Source organism: Arthrobacter sp. SlRoot2-15 (assembly GCF_059739345.1).
The window spans coordinates 96035-113649 of sequence record NZ_AP046058.1 but is presented as its reverse complement, the minus strand read 5'-3'; the positions used below and the strand labels follow the sequence as shown (position 1 = coordinate 113649).

Here is a 17615-nt window from a genome sequence, read left to right as displayed (position 1 = left end):
ATCGGGGGAGTAAATTACGACATGATTGTGTTGTGTATTCCATGAGCCCAAGTACGTCTGCCGTGCCTGCTGTGCGCGCGCAGTCGCGCGAGCCCGCAGAGGGTGCTGCCGTACCCGCGGCGCACGCCGCCGAGGCCGAGGACCGCACCCGGGACCGCGTGCTGGCCGCCGTGCTGGAGCACGGGCCCATCAGCGCCGCCGAACTGGGCGAGCTGCTGGGCTTCACCCCCGCGGCAGTGCGCCGCCACCTGGACCACCTCTCGCGCCACGGCGTGATCGAGGTCAAGCGGGTGGCCCGCGCGGGCGCCGGCGCGGGCCGGCCTGCCCGCCGCTACGTGCTCAGCTCGCAGGGCCAGTCCACGCTGGGCAACGACTACCTCGACATCGCCAGCTCCGCCCTGCGGCGGCTCGGCGAAATGGCGGGCTCTGAGGCCGTGCGCGCGTTCGCCGTCGAACGGTTCGCCGAAATGGAGCGCCGCTACGCACCGGAAATCGAACGGGCGGGCAGCGACATCACGGCGCGCGCCCGGGCCCTTTCCGCGGCCCTGAGCCGTGACGGCTTCGTAGCCTCCGCGCAGTCGATCGAGGCCAAGGCACCGCTTCCGGCAGCGCTTTCCAGCGTCCAGCTGTGCCAGGGACACTGCCCCATCCAGCAGCTCGCCGCGCAGTTCCCCGTGTTCTGCGACGTGGAGACCGAACTGTTCTCCCGGCTGGTCGGCGTCGACGTGCGGCGGCTCTCCACCCTGGCGCGCGGCGGGCACGTCTGCACGACCCACATACCTACGGGCCGTCCGGCCGCCGGCGGGGCCTCCAGCCCCGCCGGCGCGGGCAACCCGGACGAAGAATCCAACCATCTGCAAGAAAGGCCGTGATGACGGACCAACTATCAGAGAAGAAGGTTGCTGAATCCACTGTGATCTCGGAGATTCTGGAGAAGAATCCCGAGCTCCACGGAATCGGCACCTACGAGTACGGCTGGGCCGACAAGAACGACGTCGGCGCGAACGCCCGCCGTGGTATCGATGAGGACGTCGTGCGTGACATCTCGGCCAAGAAGAACGAGCCGGAATGGATGCTGGACCTGCGCCTGAAGGGCCTGAAGTACTTCGACCGCAAGCCCATGCCCACCTGGGGCGCGGACCTCTCCGGCATCGACTTCGACAACATCAAGTACTTTGTGCGCTCCACGGAGAAGCAGGCCGCCACCTGGGAGGACCTGCCCGAGGACATCCGGAACACCTACGAGAAGCTGGGCATCCCGGAAGCCGAGCGCAGCCGCCTCGTGTCCGGCGTCGCCGCCCAGTATGAGTCCGAGGTTGTGTACCACCAGATCCGCGAGGACCTGGAAGCCCAGGGCGTCATCTTCCTGGACACGGACACCGCCCTACGGGAGCACCCGGAGATCTTCCAGGAATACTTCGGCACCATCATCCCGGTGGGTGACAACAAGTTCGCGTCGCTGAACACGGCCGTGTGGTCCGGCGGGTCCTTCGTGTACGTGCCCAAGGGCGTCCACGTGGACATCCCGCTGCAGGCCTACTTCCGCATCAACACGGAAAACATGGGCCAGTTTGAGCGCACCCTGATCATCGCGGACGAGGACTCCTACGTCCACTACATCGAGGGCTGCACCGCGCCGATCTACACCTCGGACTCGCTGCACTCCGCCGTCGTGGAGATCGTCGTGAAGAAGGGCGCCCGCGTCCGCTACACGACCATCCAGAACTGGTCCACCAACGTGTACAACCTGGTCACCAAGCGCGCCATCTGCGAAGAGGGCGCCACGATGGAATGGATCGACGGCAACATCGGTTCCAAGGTCACAATGAAGTACCCGGCGGTCTACCTCGTCGGTGAGGGCGCCAAGGGCGAGACCCTCTCGATCGCGTTCGCCGGCGAAGGCCAGCATCAGGACACCGGCTCCAAGATGGTCCACATCGCGCCCAACACCAAGAGTTCGATCATCTCCAAGTCCGTGGCCCGCGGTGGCGGCCGCGCCGCCTACCGCGGCCTGGTCCAGGTCCGCGAAGGCGCCAAGCACTCGGCCAACACGGTCCGCTGTGACGCGCTGCTGGTGGACACCATCAGCCGCTCGGACACCTACCCGTACATCGACATCCGCGAGGACGACGTCACCATGGGCCACGAGGCCACGGTCTCGCGCGTTAGCGAAGAGCAGTTGTTCTACCTGATGTCCCGCGGCATGCGCGAAGACGAGGCCATGGCGATGATCGTGCGCGGCTTCATCGAGCCCATCGCCCGCGAACTGCCGATGGAATACGCGCTCGAGCTCAACCGCCTGATTGAACTGCAGATGGAAGGATCGGTCGGTTAATGACTGACATCACTACCGAAAAGGCTCGCATCGGCGCGCCCTCAGCCCAGCCGTTCATCAACGGTTTCACCGAGGAAGGCGAAAGCCTCTCACCGCTGAACGCCGCTGAGTCCAAGTCACCGCTGGCCGGCGAGGCCGTCAAGCGCCACTCGCACGGCGGCGGCGTCGGCGTCCCGGACAGCTCCCGCGCCGGCCGGCTGACCTCCTACAAGCTGGCGGACTTCAAGCCGCTGACCGGCATGGAGGAAGACTGGCGGTTCACCCCGCTCAAGCGCCTCCGCGGCCTGCACACCGAGGTCCTCAACGGCGCGGCCCCGGCCGTGGCCGTCAGCGGCCCGGACAGCGTCCGGGTAGAGACCGTCGGCCGCGACGACGCCCGCATCGGCTCCGCCGCGATCCCCGAGGACCGCGTCTCCGCCAACGCCTGGGAAAACTTCACCGAGGCCACCGTCATCACGGTCCCCGCCGAGGTCCAGGCCGAGGGCGAGGTCAGCGTCGTGCTGACCGGCCAGGGCACCGCGGCCGCGTCGCAGCACGTCGTGATCATCGCGGAGAAGTTCTCCAGGGCTGTTGTGGTGCTGGACCACCAGGGCACCGCCGTCGTCTCGGAAAACATCGAGATCCTCGTGGAGGACGGCGCGCAGCTGACCGTCATCTCGCTCCAGGAATGGAACGACGACGCCGTGCACGCCTCCTCCCAGCAGGCGAAGCTCGGCCGCGACGCCAAGTTCAAGCACATCGTCGTCAGTCTCGGCGGCGACCTGGTCCGCGTCACGCCGTCGGCCCGCTTCACCGCCCCCGGCGCCGAAGCGGAGATGTTCGGCCTGTACTTCGCCGACGCCGGCCAGCACCTCGAGCAGCGCCTCTTCGTGGACCACGCGGTCGCCAACTGCAAGTCCAACGTGCTCTACAAGGGCGCCCTGCAGGGCCGCAACGCGCACACCGTCTGGGTGGGCGATGTTCTGATCCGCAAGGAAGCCGAAGGCACCGACACCTACGAGGCCAACCGAAACCTGGTTCTCACCGACGGTGCCCGCGCGGATTCCGTGCCCAACCTTGAAATCGAGACCGGCCTGATCGCCGGCGCCGGCCACGCCAGCGCCACCGGACGCTTCGACGACGAGCACCTGTTCTACCTGATGGCCCGCGGTATCCCGGAAAAGGTGGCCCGCCGGCTCGTGGTCCGGGGCTTCCTGAACGAGATCATCCAGCAGATCAAGGTTCCCGCCATCGAGGAACGCCTCACGGAAGCCGTCGAGCGCGAGCTCGCGGCCACGGACAACTAGACAGTACGGGACGACACATGACGGAACAGCCCAAGGGCGAGTTGGTCTGCAGCGCCAGCGAGATCCAGCTCAAGCAGGCCCTGCGCATCCTGATCGACGACTACCCGGTAGCGGTCGTAAAAGACTCGATGGGGGAGATCCACGCGATCGGCGACACCTGCTCGCACGCGGACATCTCGCTCTCCGAGGGCGAAGTGGAAGGCTGCAAGATCGAATGCTGGGGCCACGGCTCACAGTTCGACCTGCGCAGCGGCCAGCCGCTCCAGCTGCCCGCCTACGACCCGGTGCCCGTCTTTGCCGTCACCATCTTCGGTGACGACGTCTACGTGGACGTCAGCACCGTCCTCAACGGCGCCGAGGCTCCGAACTTCAGCTGACCGCGCCGGGGCACGCACCACCTGCCCCGGCCCGGCCGGCAGCCAGCACCACCTAAAAAACTTATCGACGAGAACCGCACCGCCGAGGCGGCGGTGCAGAGGAGAACAAGACACATGTCTACTCTTGAGATCAAGGACCTGCACGTCAGCATTGACACCGAGCAGGGCACCAAGGAAATCCTGAAGGGCGTCAGCCTGACCATCAAGACCGGCCAGACCCACGCCATTATGGGACCCAACGGCTCCGGCAAGTCCACGCTGGCGTCCACGATCGCCGGCCACCCGCGCTACAACGTCACGAGCGGCACCATCACGCTCGACGGCGAGGACGTCCTGGCGATGAGCGTCGACGAGCGCGCCCGCGCCGGCCTGTTCCTGGCCATGCAGTACCCGGTCGAGGTCCCGGGCGTCAGCATGACCAACTTCCTGCGCACCGCCAAGACCGCGATCGACGGCGAAGCCCCGAAGCTCCGCACCTGGACCAAAGACGTCAAGGCCGCCATGGAGCAGCTGCGCATCGACGCCGACTTCACCCAGCGCAACGTCAACGAAGGCTTCTCCGGCGGCGAGAAGAAGCGCGTGGAGATCCTCCAGCTGGAGCTCTTCAAGCCGAAGTTCGCCATCCTCGACGAGACCGACTCCGGCCTCGACGTCGACGCGCTGAAGGTTGTCTCCGAGGGCGTCAACCGCGCCCACGCCGAAGGCAACATGGGCACCCTGCTGATTACGCACTACACCCGGATCCTGCGCTACATCAAGCCGGAATTCGTGCACGTGTTCGTTGACGGCAAGGTCGTCGAAGAAGGCGGCCCGGAACTGGCCGACCGCCTCGAAGAAGAAGGCTACGACCGCTACCTCCCCGGTGCCGGAGCCGCCACCATCGCTGCCGCCGACGCCGCAGCACAGGCCTAGTTAGGACTACGCCATGACCGAAATCAATACGGCCCGCACGGGCCTCGAGGATGTCGAAGAGGCACTCAAGGATGTGATCGATCCTGAACTGGGCGTGAACATCGTTGACCTGGGCCTGCTCTACGGCCTCAAGTACTCAGACGACGACGGCGCCCTGCTGATCGATATGACGCTCACCACGGCTGCCTGCCCGCTCACCGACGTGATCGAGGAGCAGGTCGGCAAGGCCCTGGACGGCATCGTCGACGACTGGCGCCTGAACTGGGTGTGGATGCCGCCGTGGGGTCCGGAACGGATCACCGAGGACGGCCGCGACCAGATGCGCGCCCTCGGCTTCAACATCTGATACGTCCCCACCGCCTCCCTAGCCTCGCTCCGCTTCGGCCAGGGAACCCTCGGCGGCGGCGGCCCCTGACATGAGACGGCGGGCCCACCTCTGGGAGGTGGGCCCGCCGTCGTCGTATGTGATTACGGTGTGGCTACCTTAAAGGTGTCGCACTGGTTGATGTCGCCGGTCTTGTAGCCCTGGTAGAACCACTTCTGCCGCTGCGCGCTGGAACCGTGCGTCCACGACTCCGGGGAGACCCGGCCGGTGGCGGCCTTCTGGATCCGGTCATCGCCCACCGAGGACGCCGCGGACAGGGCATCCTGCAGGTCCTTGTCCGTCAGCGGCTCCAGGTACGCCTGGCCGGACTTGGGGTCCTTGGTGGTGGTGGCGTAGCGGACCCACAGGCCGGCGTAGCAGTCTGCCTGGAGCTCGGTGCGCACGGCGCCGGACTCAGGCCCCTGGGGGTCCTGCTGGGCGCGGTCGATGGTGCCGAGCAGGTTCTGGATGTGGTGCCCGAACTCGTGCGCCACAACGTACTCTTGGGCCAGCGGGCCGCCGGAGGAACCAAAGCGGTCCACCAGCTCCTGGAAGAAGCCCGGATCAAAATACGCGGTCTGGTCCGCGGGGCAGTAGAACGGACCTACCTCCGAGGTGGCACTGCCGCACCCGGTGTTGGTGGCGCCGCGGAACAGCACCGTCTTCGGCTGCGGATACTGCTTGCCATACTGGGCCAGGTAGGCCGGCCAGAACGCGTTCAGGCTGTTGACGGTGCCCACGATCCGGCAGTCAAGGTTGGCGTCGGCGTCGGCTCCGGTCTTGCAGGCCGGAGCCGTGGCCTGGCTCTGCGTCTGGTCCTGGGTGGTGCCGGTCAGGCCCTCGAGGAGGGCGGGATTGATGCCGAACAGCGCGGCCAGGAGCAGCACGATGCCGCCGCCGATGCCGCCGCCGATCTTGGTGCCCCGGCCCATGCCGCCGCGGCTCTGGACCTGCGAGGGATCCAGCTGGACATTGTCATTGAAACTCATGCTGTCACAATATCCCCTGCCGCCCGCCGATAGGCGCCTGCCCGGTAAAGTTGATCCGATGCCTTTCCTCGACAGACTCCAGCGCTGGGCCGACGAGCGCCCCGACGACACCGCCGTCGTTGTGGCCGGCCAGCGCCTGAGCTGGGCTGCGCTCCGGGACGCCGCGGCCGAACTCGTACCGGCCACCCCGGCCGTCACGGTGCTGGCCGAACACAATTCCACCCGGTTCGCGGCCGCCTTCGCCGCGGCCGTGGCGGGCGGCCGGCGCTGCGCCGTGCTCGACCCCGCCTGGCCGCAGCAGCTCCGGGACACCCTCACCGCCCGGATCGCGGAGGCTGACCCCGCCGGCGGCCCCGGCGGCCCCGGCGGCGACCCGGACGACGGCGGGCCGGGAAACGAACTCTCCGACGGTGACCCGGACACCCCGTTCCTGATCGGGCTCACCTCCGGGACCACCGCGGTCCCCAAAGCCTTCACCCGGTCGCGGCGGTCCTGGCAGCTGTCCTTCGACTCCTCCGTGGAGTTCTTCGGCCTGCGCCCGGGGGACCGGACGCTCGCGCCAGGTCCGCTCGCCGCCAGCCTCAACCTCTACGCCCTGGCCGAGTGCCTGTACGCCGGCTCCGAGTTCCACACGCTGGCACAGTTCGACGTCGGGGCCGCGCATGCCGCGGTCAGCCACGACGGCATCACCCGCCTGGTGCTGGTCCCGACGATGCTCCGGCTGCTCAGCGAACGCGGCCTGGCCGGCGGCGTTGACGCCTCCGGGGTGCGGAGCATCATCTGCGCCGGCTCCAAGCTCGACGCCCGGACCGTCGAGGCGGCACGCCGGTGGGCGCCCAACGCCACCATCTTCGAGTACTACGGCGCCGCGGAGCTCAGCTTCGTCGCAGGCGCCGGGCTCCAGCCCGGCGCTGCCCCCGCGGCGGGCGGCACGGGAATCGGCCGCCCGTTCCCCGGCGTCGAGCTCAGCATCCTCGACGTCGACGGCGCCCCGGTTCCGGACGGGGCTGACGGCACCGTCTATGTCCGCAGCGGCATGATCAGCGACGGATACCTCTGGGGCGACGACGGCGAGGCACTGCAGTGCGTCGCCGGCTGGTACACCGTCGGCGACCAGGGCTACCTCTGCGACGGCGTCCTGCACCTGCTGGGCCGCCGCTCGGACATGATCCTCACCGCCGGCACCAACGTCTACCCGCACGAGGTGGAACTGGCCCTCGCCTCCGTGCCCGGGGTCGCGGCCGTGGTCGCCGCCGGTATGGCCGACGAGCTCCGGGGCCAGCGCGTGGTTGCGGCGGTGCTGCCCGCCCACGGCGGCGTGACCGGCACCCAGCTGAGGACCGGCGTCGAGGATGTCCTGGCCCGGAACAAGCGGCCGCTGGAGTACTACCTGCTGGCCGAGCTGCCCCTCACGGACCGCGGCAAAATCAGCCGCCCGCTCCTGCTCGACTGGATTGCCCGCGGTGATCCACGGCTGCGGCGCCTTGGCTGAGGTTCCGGACGTGAGTGCTACGCCGGGCGGGGTGCGCCGCGCCGGGCTGCCGGCGGACCGGCAGCCCGTAATCATCGCCGCGCTCCGCACCCCGCTCTGCCGCGCCCACGGCGCCCTGAAGTCCCTGGACGCCCACGAACTGCTGGCCCCGGTGCTGCGCCGCCTGCTCGGCGACACCGGAGTCGCGGCCGGCCAGGTGGCGGACGTGGTGATCGGCAACGCCGTGGGCGGCGGCGGCAACGTCGCCCGGCTGGCGGCCCTGGAAGCGGGCCTGCCCGTGAGCATTCCGGGCCTGACTGTGGACCGGCAGTGCGGTTCCGGCCTGGATGCGATCGCCCTGGCCTGCCGGCTGATTGCCGCCGGCGGCAGTGTGGGAGGGGGTCCGGGCAGCGGAGATGTGTTCCTCGCCGGCGGGGTGGAGAGCATCAGCACGGCCCCGCTGCGGGCCCGGCCAGGTCCCGACGGTGCGCCGCGGTTCTTCCGCCGTGCCCGGTTCGCGCCCGACAGCCATGGCGATCCGGATATGGGGGTGGCGGCCGAAAACGTCGCGGCCCGCTTCGGCATTGCCCGGCAACGGCAGGACGATTACGCGCTGCGGAGCCACCGCCGGGCGCTCGGCGCCGCCGCGGACGGCACCTTCGCGGCCGAAACGGTGCCGCTGCCCGTCGCATCGGGGCCGGTGCGCGCCGACGACGGCCCGCGGCAGTCCCTCACGCCCGCGGTGCTGGCCCGATTCCCGGCTGCCTTCGTTCCGGGCGGGACGGTGACCGCAGGAAACTCCTGCTTCGACGCGGACGGGGCCGCCGCCGTCGTGGTCACCTCCCTGGCGCGGGCGAAAGCGCTCGGCGCCCGCGACGGCCTCGTGCTGCTCGGAACCGGCACGGCGGGCGTGGAACCGGCACTGCTGGGGATGGGAGCGGCCGTGGCGGCTGACCGTCTGCTGACGGCCACCGGCGTTTCGGCGCGGGACCTTGGCCTCATCGAGTTCAACGAGGCGTTCGCGGCGCAGGTGCTGGCCTGCCTCGACCAGCTGAAGATCGACCCGCACCGCGTCAACCTCGACGGCGGCGCCCTCGCCCTGGGCCACGCCTACGGAGCATCCGGCGCCGTGCTGGTCACCCGGCTGCTGGCCCAGGCCCGCCGCGACCCCCTGGACGACAAGCTGGCGCTGGCCATGATCAGCATCGCCGGCGGAATGGGGACCGCCGCACTGTTCGAGTACCGCTCCTTCCACTAGCCCCCACGGACATGTCCATTCCCTGGCTCGGGGGTTGGACTTGCTCGGCGAGCGCGGAGGGACATGCCCATCCTTCGGCCGCAGGCGTGGACATAGTGCGTATATGTCCGCTCCATGTGGCCAGGGATGGGCATGCTCGTCGGCGGGGCGCAGGGACGGGCATGTCCGGTGAACTTGCGCGTTGGAACATGCCCCGTCCCCGGCTGCAAAATTGGACATGCCGCACCGCCAGGACCGACATGCCCATCCTTCAGCCGCAGGCGTGGACATAGTGCGTATATGTCCGCTCCATGTGGGCAGGGATGGGCATGCTCGTCGGCGGGGCGCAGGGACGGGCTTGTCCGGTGAACTTGTACGTTGGCCGGCAGCAGCCCCTTAGCCCTCCGGGTCCTCAGCCTCGCCGGGCCTCGGGGCCGTCAAGCTCCTCAGCCTCGCCGGGCCTCAGGGTCGTCAAGCTCCTCAGCCTCGCCCAGGCCCCGGGCCGCCAGGGCGTCGCCGGTCTGGCGGGCGAACGCGACTGTGGTGATGAACACCGGCAGCACCAGGGCCCGGGGGTTCCGGTCCAGCCCCCGAGCCCGGGCGGAATCACGGACATCGGCATAGGCGCCCGCGATGAAGGGGATACTCCGAAGCATGATCGCAATCGTGAGCGCAAACCGTTCAGGGTCGGCGCCGAAACGGCGGAACGGCCGGGCCAGGGAGGCGACACCATCCAAGAGCGCCTGGACCGGCGTGGTGGCGGTGAGGATTGACGCAGCCACCACGCAAATCAGGATGTTCAGCACAATCCTCGCGGCCGGGGCGCCGCCGAGCTGCCACCACTGGTACAGCCCGATCACGGCGAGTACCGGCAGCACCGGACGGACGGCCCGCACCAGCCGGCGCAGCCCGGCCCCACTGAACAGGTACACCCCGCACAGCAGCCCGAGCCCCGCGGCAGCCGCGGCCCAGTCGGCCACCAGGAACGACGCCATCCCGCACGCCAGCACCAGCAGGAACTTCAGCCACAACGGGGCGCGGTGCACCGGCGACCTTCCCGGCACGTAGTTGGACAGCAGGAAGCCATGCCCCCTCATGGCCGCGCCGAATCCCCGAAGACCGAATCCCCGGCGACCGACTCCCCGGCGGCCGGCGGGGCTGGGGCAGGTTCCGCCGCGCACAGCGCCCGGTAGTGCCCGACGGCGGCGGCCGGGACGCCGTCGAACACGATCCTCCCGGCGTCCACTACCAGCACGCGGTCGAGATCGAGGGCGAGCTCGAGGTCGTGTGTGGACAGGATGATCTGCTGATCCAGGCCCGCGAGGGTGCGGCGTAGCAGTTCCCGGTTCCGCAGGTCCAGCAGTGTGGACGGTTCGTCGAGGACCAGGATGTCCGGGTCCACGGCCAGCACCGCGGCGAGGGCCACGAGCTGGCGTTCACCGCCGGAAAGCTCGTAAACGCTCTGGTCCGCCAGCGGCAGCAGGCCAAAACGGTCCAGCACCGCCTCCGCCTGTGCGCGCCGCTCACGCGGGTTCCGCACCGAGCGGCGCAGGGACAGTTCCACGTCCTCGCGCCCGGTGGGCATCACGAGCTGCGCGAGGGGGTCGGTGAAGACAAACCCGACCCGCCGCCGGACCGCGCGGACGCCGCGGACCGTGTCGGCTCCGTGCACCGTCACCGTGCCGGAACAGGGCGGGACGAGGCCGTTGACCATCCGCAGCAGTGTGGATTTCCCCGAGCCGTTAGCCCCGATGACGCCGATCCGGTGCTCGGTCAGCGACAGGGACACCGGTTCCAGCAGCGTTTTGGGGTCCGGCCGGCCGTCAACCGCCACCCGGACCGCGGCGCGGTCGAAGACAATGCTCATGCGGGGGGTGTGGGCTCGTCGGCCGGGCGGGCACGGCGCACCAGCAGATCGGGGAAGGCCTTGTGCAGGGCCAGCGCGACGCTCACGGCCAGGATGTTCTTGATCACATCGCCCGGGTAGAAGGCCAGATCGGCGAGGAAGGCCTTGGACAGCTCCAGCCGGGCGTTCACCATCAGGCCCAGGATGCCAAGGCTGTGGACGAAGATGATGCTCCCGGCCATCGCCGCGGCGAACAGGGCCAGGGCCCGGACTTTCCCCGTGGTGCGGCGGAGGACGACGGCGGCGAGCCAGCCCACGGCGGCGGCCGCGAGCGGGAACGCCAGGATGTAGCCGGCGGAGGGGCCGGCCAGCACACCGAGGCCGCCGCGGCCGTTGCTGAAGATGGGCAGCCCGGCAAGTCCCAGCAGCACGTAGAGCCCGACGGCGGCGAAGGCCCGGCCGGGTCCGAGGGCGAGGCCGGTGAGCATAACGGCAAGGGTCTGGACGGTGATCGGCACGCCGAGCGCCCCGACCGGGATGGCGGGAACGACGGCGGACACCGCAACGAGGGCGGCGAACACGGCGATCAGACCGAGGTCGGTCGCGTTCCAGCGCCGGCGGCGGCCCGGGCGGCCGGTGGCGGGGGAGGAGCCGGTCCCGGGGCCGGTTGCGGCGGTGGTTCCGGCGGCGGCGCTGCTCTCAGTCTTGCTCATGGTTGTCCTGTCACGAAAAAGGTGGGCACGCGGCAGGGCGTGCGGGTCTCACTTCCGACGATACGGCGACGGCAACGCAGGCATTTTGTAGGGCTTCCACTAAACCGCGGCCCCGCAGCTGGACCACCCCGCCAATAGACACCCGGACGGGAGACCGAAGCGCCGGGCAGCTCCGCCGTCGTCCGCGGCCTTCCGCGGCCTTCCGCGATGTCAGCCGCCGGGGGAGCTGCCGGTAGACTGGTAGGGGCCGTCCTCTCGGCCACACCGCCCCGGCCCCGTCCAATTTCCATCCGTTGTGCCGCGGCGTTCCCCGTTGTGAAAGGCCTTAGCTGCATTGATTACCGTCCAGGATCTCGAACTGCGCGCCGGCGCCCGTCTGCTTATGGACCAGGTGAGCTTCCGGATCGACAAGGGAGACAAGATCGGCCTCGTCGGCCGTAACGGTGCAGGCAAGACCACACTGACCCGCGTGCTGGCCGGCGAGGGCCTGCCTGCCGCCGGCAAGGTCACCCGCAGCGGGGAGATCGGCTACCTGCCCCAGGACCCGCGCACGCCGGACATGGAGCAGCTCGCCCGGGACCGGATCCTCTCCGCCCGCGGCCTCGACATCGCCGTCGGCAAGCTCCGGACCGCGCACGAGGAGATGGCCAGCGAGGACCCCACCATCCAGCGCAAGGCCATGAACCGCTACGACCGGCTGGAATCCGAGTTCCTGGCCGCCGGCGGCTACGCAGCTGAGGCCGAGGCCGCGGCGATCTGCTCCAACCTCGCCCTGCCGGACCGGCTGCTGAACCAGCCGCTCAAGACCCTCTCCGGCGGCCAGCGCCGCCGTGTGGAGCTCGCCCGCATCCTGTACTCCGACGCCGAGACGATGCTGCTCGATGAGCCCACAAACCACCTCGACGCCGACTCCATCGCCTGGCTCCGGGAGTTCCTGAAGAACCACCAGGGCGGCCTGATCGTGATCAGCCACGACACCGAGCTGCTCGAGGCCACGGTGAACAAGGTCTTCCTGCTGGACGCCAACCGCGCGCAGATCGACTTCTACAACATGGACTGGAAGCGTTACCTGACCCAGCGCGAGACCGACGAGCGCGCCCGCAAGCGCGAACGCGCCAACGCCGAAAAGAAGGCCCAGGTCCTGATGGACCAGGCCAACAAGATGCGCGCCAAGGCCACCAAGGCCGTCGCGGCGCAGAACATGGCCAAGCGCGCCGAACGGCTGCTCGGCGGCCTCGAAGCGGTCCGCGAGAACGACCGCGTCGCCGCCCTGCGCTTCCCGGACCCGTCGCCCTGCGGCAAGACCCCGCTCACCGCCGACGGCCTCAGCAAGTCCTACGGCTCCCTCGAAATCTTCACCGACGTCGACCTCGCGATCGACCGCGGTTCCAAGGTGGTCATCCTGGGCCTCAACGGTGCCGGCAAGACCACGCTGCTGCGCATGCTCGCCGGCGTCGACAAACCGGACACCGGCGAGGTCATCCCCGGCCACGGGCTGAAGGTGGGCTACTACGCGCAGGAGCATGAGACGCTCGACGTCGACCGCACCGTGCTGCAGAACATGCGCTCGGCCGCCCCGGACATGAACGATTCCGAGGTCCGCGGCATCCTCGGCTCGTTCCTATTCTCCGGCGACGACGTCGACAAGCCCGCGGGCGTGCTCTCCGGCGGCGAAAAGACCCGGCTCGCCCTGGCCACGATCGTCGCGTCCAGCGCCAACGTCCTGCTCCTCGACGAGCCCACCAACAACCTCGACCCCGCCAGCCGCTCCGAAATCCTTGGCGCGCTGCGCAACTACACAGGCGCCGTGGTGTTGGTCAGCCACGACGAAGGTGCCGTCGAGGCGCTTAATCCGGAGCGCGTGGTGTTGTTGCCTGATGGCGTCGAGGACCTATGGAACGAGGACTACCTGGACCTCATCACGCTGGCGTAGGCCGCGGCTCAGGCTCGCGCCGCACTCGCCTTCGCGTCTCACGCGCTACATTTGCCGCGTGCTCGCTCGTTCCTCGCTTAGACGCACGCTACGCAAATGAACCGCGTTCGGCGCTTGCGGCGATGTCGCTATTGGGTTCGCGGTCACGTCTTCGTCGCCTTAACCACCCACGTCTGGCACCGGGCTTATCCATCTGACGCGAACGGCCGCTAACCGGTTCGGTTTAGCGGCCATTCGTGGCTAACCGATGTGGGTCGCCGCGCGCCGCGAGGCTAGCGGACGGGCATTTCTTGGGCGTCCGTGATGCGGTGGAGGTCCTGGTAGGTGATGGAGAACATGGAGTTGTGGTCGCCGGCGCCGGCCCAGAGGAGCTCATGGGTCTTGAGGGACTGGTCCAGGATTGTCCTGATTTTCTCCGGGTGTCCTATCGGGGCTACGCCGCCGACTCGCTGGCCGGTGTGGGCCAGGACGAAATCGGGCGTTGCGCGGCGGATCTTGCCCGACCCCAGCTGCGCGGCCACCTTGCCGGTGTCGACCCGGGCCGCGCCGCTGGCCAGAATCAGCAGGGGGACGCCGTCGACGTCGAAGACCAGGCTGTTGGTGATCGCCGCGACGTCGCAACCCAAAGCAGCCGCGGCGGCAGCTGCGGTCGGCACCTGCGTCTCAAAAACGGCGACGGTGTCGGCCGAGCCGGCCGCGAGCAGCGCGCGCCGGACGTTCGCTACGGCGTCGGGGTCCATGGTGTGCTCCTTCAGAATCCCTGGGCGTCGAGGATGGCGTCTTCCTCTTCCTCCGCGGTGGCGTTCTTCCGCTTGCGGGGGACGGGACGACGGCGGGCCGCCGGGTTGCTGGCGTGCAGGTACCCGTCGCCGTCGGGCTGGCTCTCGTAGTCCCCGGCGTCCTCCGCATCGATCTCGGCGTTACGTGCCTGCTGCCGTGCCGCGTAGCCGAAGCCGACGAACATCAGCACACCGAACGCGAACCACTGCAGCGAGTAGGACAGGTGTGTGCCCTCCTCGGTGGAGGGCTTGGGGAATCCGACCGGCATCTCCGCCGCCGCAGGGGTTTCGGAGGCCAGCTGGCCGTACGCGCCGGTGAGGACGGGGTACCCGAGCTGGGCGGAGTAGGCGGCCAGATCGATCGAGGCGAGCTGCCCGTCCGGGGCGCCGCGCTGCAGTTCCGGCTCCGAATGTTTGAGCCTGGCCACCACGGTGACGGGTCCGGCCGGCGGGGCCGGCACCGAGTCGGGGCTGCCGGGGGTCTTGTTGCCGATCGGCAGCCAGCCGCGGTCAATCACCACCGTCTCGCCCGACTCGAGCTTGAACGGGACCACCACCTCGTAGCCTGGCTGGCCGTTGAGCGGGCGGTTGCGGACAATGCGCTGGCCGGCGGTGTCGTAGCTGCCGTGCAGCTCCACCTGCGTCCACTCACGCTCGGCGTCGAGCTGGAGGAACTGGTCCCGGGCGGCGGCGAAGGGAATCGGAGTGGCGGAATAGTTGGAGACCACGCGGTTGATTTCCGCCAGGGTTTCCGCCCGGCGGTCCATCTGCCAGCGGCCCAGGAACACGCAGGCGGTCGCGAAAATGGCGGCCAAAAGCAGGTAGCCCAGCCACTTGCTGGAGAACAGGAACCGGTACATTCAGCCGGCCCTGCCTGCGTCGCCGTCGGCGGCGGACAACGGCAGTGTCTCTTTCCACAGGCCCCGGGTCTGCAGGTAGTCCTCCAGCCAGGCGCGGTGGTCAGGGCAGGCGAGCCAGCTTTTGCGGCGCTCCGGGGTGTGGATTTTGGGGTTGTTCCACAGCAGTTGCCATTCGGCGTCGGCGCGGCAGGCCTTGCGGGAGCACATCGCAGCCGCCGGGGCGGCGGCGCCGGCGAGGTCAAAAAGGTTCATGAAGCAGCCTGCCTGTGGTCCTCGTCGTCGTCGTCAATCAGCTCGCCCTGCAGCAGGGTGATGGGCGCGTCCGCCGATGGCGGGCCCTGGCCGGCCGTTCCCTCGTCCCGGGGCGCGTCCAGCTCGCCCATCGGCACGAAGTCGATCAGCGAGTCGCTGTGGACTTCGGCGTGGTCGCTGCCGTTGGCGATCACCACCGCAAACCAGGGCAGGAAGACGGCCCCGATCACGGGAATGATTTTGAACCAGCCGTCCACCACAAAAACCAGGACCAGGCAGACCATGCGGATGCCCATGGCCACGGCGTACTTGACCATCCGCTGGCGCATCTCTTCCGAGTGCGCGGCGGCGGCGTCGGTAATGCTGTGGACCTCGGTGTCGCCGGAGTCCTCCCCGGACGTCCGCTCACCGGGTCGGTTCTTGTTAGTCACGGCTGTCAGATCACGCTCCATAGGCTTGCTTCGATTCTCTCACCATCAGCGGAGGCGCCCAAACAGCGCGGTCACCGACGCGGGGCAGGCTGGCGCCGGAGGCTAAGATCGGAGGCAGGAAAATCCAGCCCCCACCCGCGGTGCGAGCCCGCCGCAGAAACCGGAGTCCACCATGACTGAAGCAACGTCCACCGGCCGCAGCGTCCTCATCACCGGCGGCAACCGGGGCATCGGCCTCGCCATCGCCGAATCCTTCCTCGCCAACGGCGACAAGGTTGCCGTCACCTACCGCAGCGCGGCCACCCTGCCGGAGGGCATTCTGGGCGTCAAAGCCGACGTCACGGACGAAGCTTCCGTGGACGCGGCCTTCGCCGAAGTCGAAGCGGCGCACGGCCCCGTGGAGGTGCTGGTGGCCAACGCCGGCATCACCAAGGACACCCTCCTGATGCGCATGAGCGAGGATGACTTCACCTCGGTGATCGACACCAACCTCACCGGCGCCTTCCGTGTGATCAAGCGCGCGTCCAAGGGCATGATCCGGGCACGCAAGGGACGGGTGGTGCTGATTTCCTCCGTTTCCGGCCTATACGGCGCCCCGGGCCAGATCAACTACTCCGCCTCCAAGGCCGGCCTGGTTGGCATTGCCCGCTCGCTCACCCGCGAACTCGGCGGCCGCGGCATCACCGCCAATGTGGTGGCGCCGGGCTTCATCAACACGGACATGACCGCCGAACTTCCGGAGGCCACGCAGAAGGACTACCTGTCCAAGGTTCCCGCGGGCCGCTTCGCCGAGGCGTCAGAGGTCGCCGACGTCGTCCGCTGGATCGCGAGCGACGAGGCCGCCTACATCTCCGGCGCGGTGATCCCGGTCGACGGCGGCCTGGGCATGGGCCACTAGGGGCCGGACCGGGCCTTTGGCCCTAGGCGGGGCCGCGGGCGGGGGCGTGTAATGGAGGCACAGCCCCTCACCTCGCAACGGCAGGGGCATGGACCCAGGAGGATTTTGATCATGGCTGATCTCAGCAAGTGGGCGCCGTCGGACATGCTGGAGCCTGTCCGCCGCTTCCTCGACGGCGACCTCACAATGGCGTCGACCATCAAGGTCGAGCAGTTCCAGGACGGCAATACCTTGGTGGTGCGGGCCGAGGTTCCCGGCATCGATCCCGACAAAGACGTCGACGTATCGGTCAGTGAAGGCATGCTGCACATCAGGGCCGAACGCGAGGAAAAGTCCGAGCACAAGAGCAAAAACGGCTACCGCTCGGAGTTCCGCTACGGCTCCTTCGTGCGCAGTATCGCCCTGCCGGCCGGAGCCAAAGAGGAAGACATTACCGCCAGCTACAAGGACGGGGTCCTCGAGGTCCGGGCGCCGGCCCCGTTGGCAGCGCCGGGGGAGCCGAGCAAGAAGATCCGGGTCGACCGGGGCTAGTCCGGACCGTTTGAGCTGCGTTCGCGCAGTTGGGCGGCCTTTCACCGGGCCGCCGGATGGGCATGCCCATTCTTCACGGTCCGACAGCGGACATGCTCAGCCCTGGCCGCCCACCCCGATGGGCATGCTCATTCCTCAAAGCGTGCAATGGACATTTACTGAATATGTCCTTTGGCAGCGTCGCCGGATGGGCATGCCCAGAGGCGGAGCGTCGACCGGCGACCTGCTCCCGCGTGACACTCCGGCGTTCCCGGCTCTAGCCGCCCCGTCCCGCACCCAAGGTTCGACGTCGGCCCTCTCCGCAACCGTCCCTAAACTAGGCCCGTCCGCCTTCTTTGTGGATCCCGAACAACTGAAATGCCGCGGGGCGCTGGCATGATGGACAGCAGACCCAACAGTAT

The 17615-nt window shown here is 68.8% G+C and carries 19 protein-coding genes; 11 read left to right on the top strand and 8 right to left on the bottom strand.

Annotation, left to right across the window (positions count from 1 at the left end; all coding sequences use genetic code 11):
- Positions 1–32 precede the first annotated feature (32 nt).
- The 6 genes from AC6I9V_RS00550 (at position 33) to AC6I9V_RS00525 (ending at position 5256) form a co-directional block, all read left to right on the top strand.
- A complete protein-coding gene (locus tag AC6I9V_RS00550) occupies positions 33–872 on the top strand; it encodes a helix-turn-helix transcriptional regulator (protein WP_497897950.1) in 840 nt (279 codons plus the stop codon).
- Positions 872–2335 carry a Fe-S cluster assembly protein SufB gene (gene sufB, locus AC6I9V_RS00545; protein WP_146337630.1) on the top strand — a complete coding sequence of 488 codons (1464 nt, stop codon included), beginning with the start codon at positions 872–874 and terminating at the stop codon, positions 2333–2335. The genes AC6I9V_RS00550 and sufB overlap by 1 nt, the downstream gene beginning before the upstream one ends.
- The gene (gene sufD, locus AC6I9V_RS00540; RefSeq protein ID WP_497897949.1) at positions 2335–3621 is read left to right on the top strand and encodes a Fe-S cluster assembly protein SufD; all 1287 of its coding nucleotides are present in this window, start codon (positions 2335–2337) and stop codon (positions 3619–3621) included. Before sufB ends, sufD begins: the two co-directional genes overlap by 1 nt.
- A 17-nt stretch (positions 3622–3638) precedes the next feature.
- A complete protein-coding gene (locus tag AC6I9V_RS00535; RefSeq protein ID WP_349414187.1) occupies positions 3639–3998 on the top strand; it encodes a non-heme iron oxygenase ferredoxin subunit in 360 nt (119 codons plus the stop codon).
- A 114-nt stretch (positions 3999–4112) separates the two neighbouring features.
- On the top strand, positions 4113–4910 hold the full coding sequence (gene sufC, locus AC6I9V_RS00530) for a Fe-S cluster assembly ATPase SufC (protein ID WP_146337627.1): 798 nt from the start codon (positions 4113–4115) through the stop codon (positions 4908–4910).
- Positions 4911–4923: 13 nt separating this feature from the next.
- A complete protein-coding gene (locus AC6I9V_RS00525; RefSeq protein WP_146337626.1) occupies positions 4924–5256 on the top strand; it encodes a metal-sulfur cluster assembly factor in 333 nt (110 codons plus the stop codon).
- A 122-nt stretch (positions 5257–5378) separates the two neighbouring features.
- Here AC6I9V_RS00525 and ypfJ read toward each other — a convergent pair whose 3' ends face one another.
- Positions 5379–6263, bottom strand: a complete 885-nt coding sequence (ypfJ, locus tag AC6I9V_RS00520; RefSeq protein ID WP_349414185.1) for a KPN_02809 family neutral zinc metallopeptidase — start codon at positions 6261–6263, stop codon at positions 5379–5381.
- 58 nt (positions 6264–6321) lie between these two features.
- Here ypfJ and AC6I9V_RS00515 point away from each other — a divergent pair, with 58 nt between their 5' ends.
- Entirely contained in the window at positions 6322–7755 is a 1434-nt protein-coding gene (locus AC6I9V_RS00515; protein ID WP_497897948.1) for a class I adenylate-forming enzyme family protein, read from the top strand.
- Positions 7756–7765: 10 nt separating this feature from the next.
- Positions 7766–8992, top strand: a complete 1227-nt coding sequence (locus AC6I9V_RS00510; RefSeq protein WP_497897947.1) for a thiolase family protein — start codon at positions 7766–7768, stop codon at positions 8990–8992.
- 425 nt (positions 8993–9417) lie between these two features.
- Here AC6I9V_RS00510 and AC6I9V_RS00505 read toward each other — a convergent pair whose 3' ends face one another.
- The 3 genes from AC6I9V_RS00505 to AC6I9V_RS00495 are packed head-to-tail and all read right to left on the bottom strand — an operon-like array spanning position 9418 to position 11530.
- Positions 9418–10068: an energy-coupling factor transporter transmembrane component T family protein gene (locus AC6I9V_RS00505; protein ID WP_497897946.1), complete on the bottom strand. Its 651-nt coding sequence runs from the start codon at positions 10066–10068 to the stop codon at positions 9418–9420.
- Positions 10065–10838: an energy-coupling factor ABC transporter ATP-binding protein gene (locus AC6I9V_RS00500; RefSeq protein WP_497897945.1), complete on the bottom strand. Its 774-nt coding sequence runs from the start codon at positions 10836–10838 to the stop codon at positions 10065–10067. The genes AC6I9V_RS00505 and AC6I9V_RS00500 overlap by 4 nt, the downstream gene beginning before the upstream one ends.
- Positions 10835–11530, bottom strand: a complete 696-nt coding sequence (locus AC6I9V_RS00495; RefSeq protein WP_497897944.1) for a biotin transporter BioY — start codon at positions 11528–11530, stop codon at positions 10835–10837. Before AC6I9V_RS00495 ends, AC6I9V_RS00500 begins: the two co-directional genes overlap by 4 nt.
- A gap of 334 nt (positions 11531–11864) precedes the next feature.
- Between AC6I9V_RS00495 and AC6I9V_RS00490 the strand changes: the two genes are divergently transcribed.
- The gene (locus AC6I9V_RS00490; RefSeq protein ID WP_349414175.1) at positions 11865–13463 is read left to right on the top strand and encodes an ABC-F family ATP-binding cassette domain-containing protein; all 1599 of its coding nucleotides are present in this window, start codon (positions 11865–11867) and stop codon (positions 13461–13463) included.
- Between the two features lie 272 nt (positions 13464–13735).
- Here AC6I9V_RS00490 and AC6I9V_RS00485 read toward each other — a convergent pair whose 3' ends face one another.
- Genes AC6I9V_RS00485 through AC6I9V_RS00470 form a run of 4 tightly spaced genes read right to left on the bottom strand, consistent with a single transcriptional unit; the run spans position 13736 to position 15806 of the window.
- A complete protein-coding gene (locus AC6I9V_RS00485; RefSeq protein ID WP_497897943.1) occupies positions 13736–14203 on the bottom strand; it encodes a YbaK/EbsC family protein in 468 nt (155 codons plus the stop codon).
- An 11-nt stretch (positions 14204–14214) separates the two neighbouring features.
- Positions 14215–15102, bottom strand: a complete 888-nt coding sequence (locus AC6I9V_RS00480; protein ID WP_497897942.1) for an SURF1 family cytochrome oxidase biogenesis protein — start codon at positions 15100–15102, stop codon at positions 14215–14217.
- Positions 15103–15354 carry a hypothetical protein gene (locus tag AC6I9V_RS00475; RefSeq protein ID WP_497897941.1) on the bottom strand — a complete coding sequence of 84 codons (252 nt, stop codon included), beginning with the start codon at positions 15352–15354 and terminating at the stop codon, positions 15103–15105.
- Positions 15351–15806, bottom strand: a complete 456-nt coding sequence (locus AC6I9V_RS00470) for a DUF3099 domain-containing protein (protein WP_497897940.1) — start codon at positions 15804–15806, stop codon at positions 15351–15353. Before AC6I9V_RS00470 ends, AC6I9V_RS00475 begins: the two co-directional genes overlap by 4 nt.
- A gap of 151 nt (positions 15807–15957) precedes the next feature.
- Here AC6I9V_RS00470 and fabG point away from each other — a divergent pair, with 151 nt between their 5' ends.
- Positions 15958–16683, top strand: a complete 726-nt coding sequence (fabG, locus tag AC6I9V_RS00465; protein WP_349414169.1) for a 3-oxoacyl-ACP reductase FabG — start codon at positions 15958–15960, stop codon at positions 16681–16683.
- A 111-nt stretch (positions 16684–16794) separates the two neighbouring features.
- The gene (locus AC6I9V_RS00460) at positions 16795–17214 is read left to right on the top strand and encodes an Hsp20/alpha crystallin family protein (RefSeq protein WP_497897939.1); all 420 of its coding nucleotides are present in this window, start codon (positions 16795–16797) and stop codon (positions 17212–17214) included.
- Positions 17215–17615 lie beyond the last annotated feature (401 nt).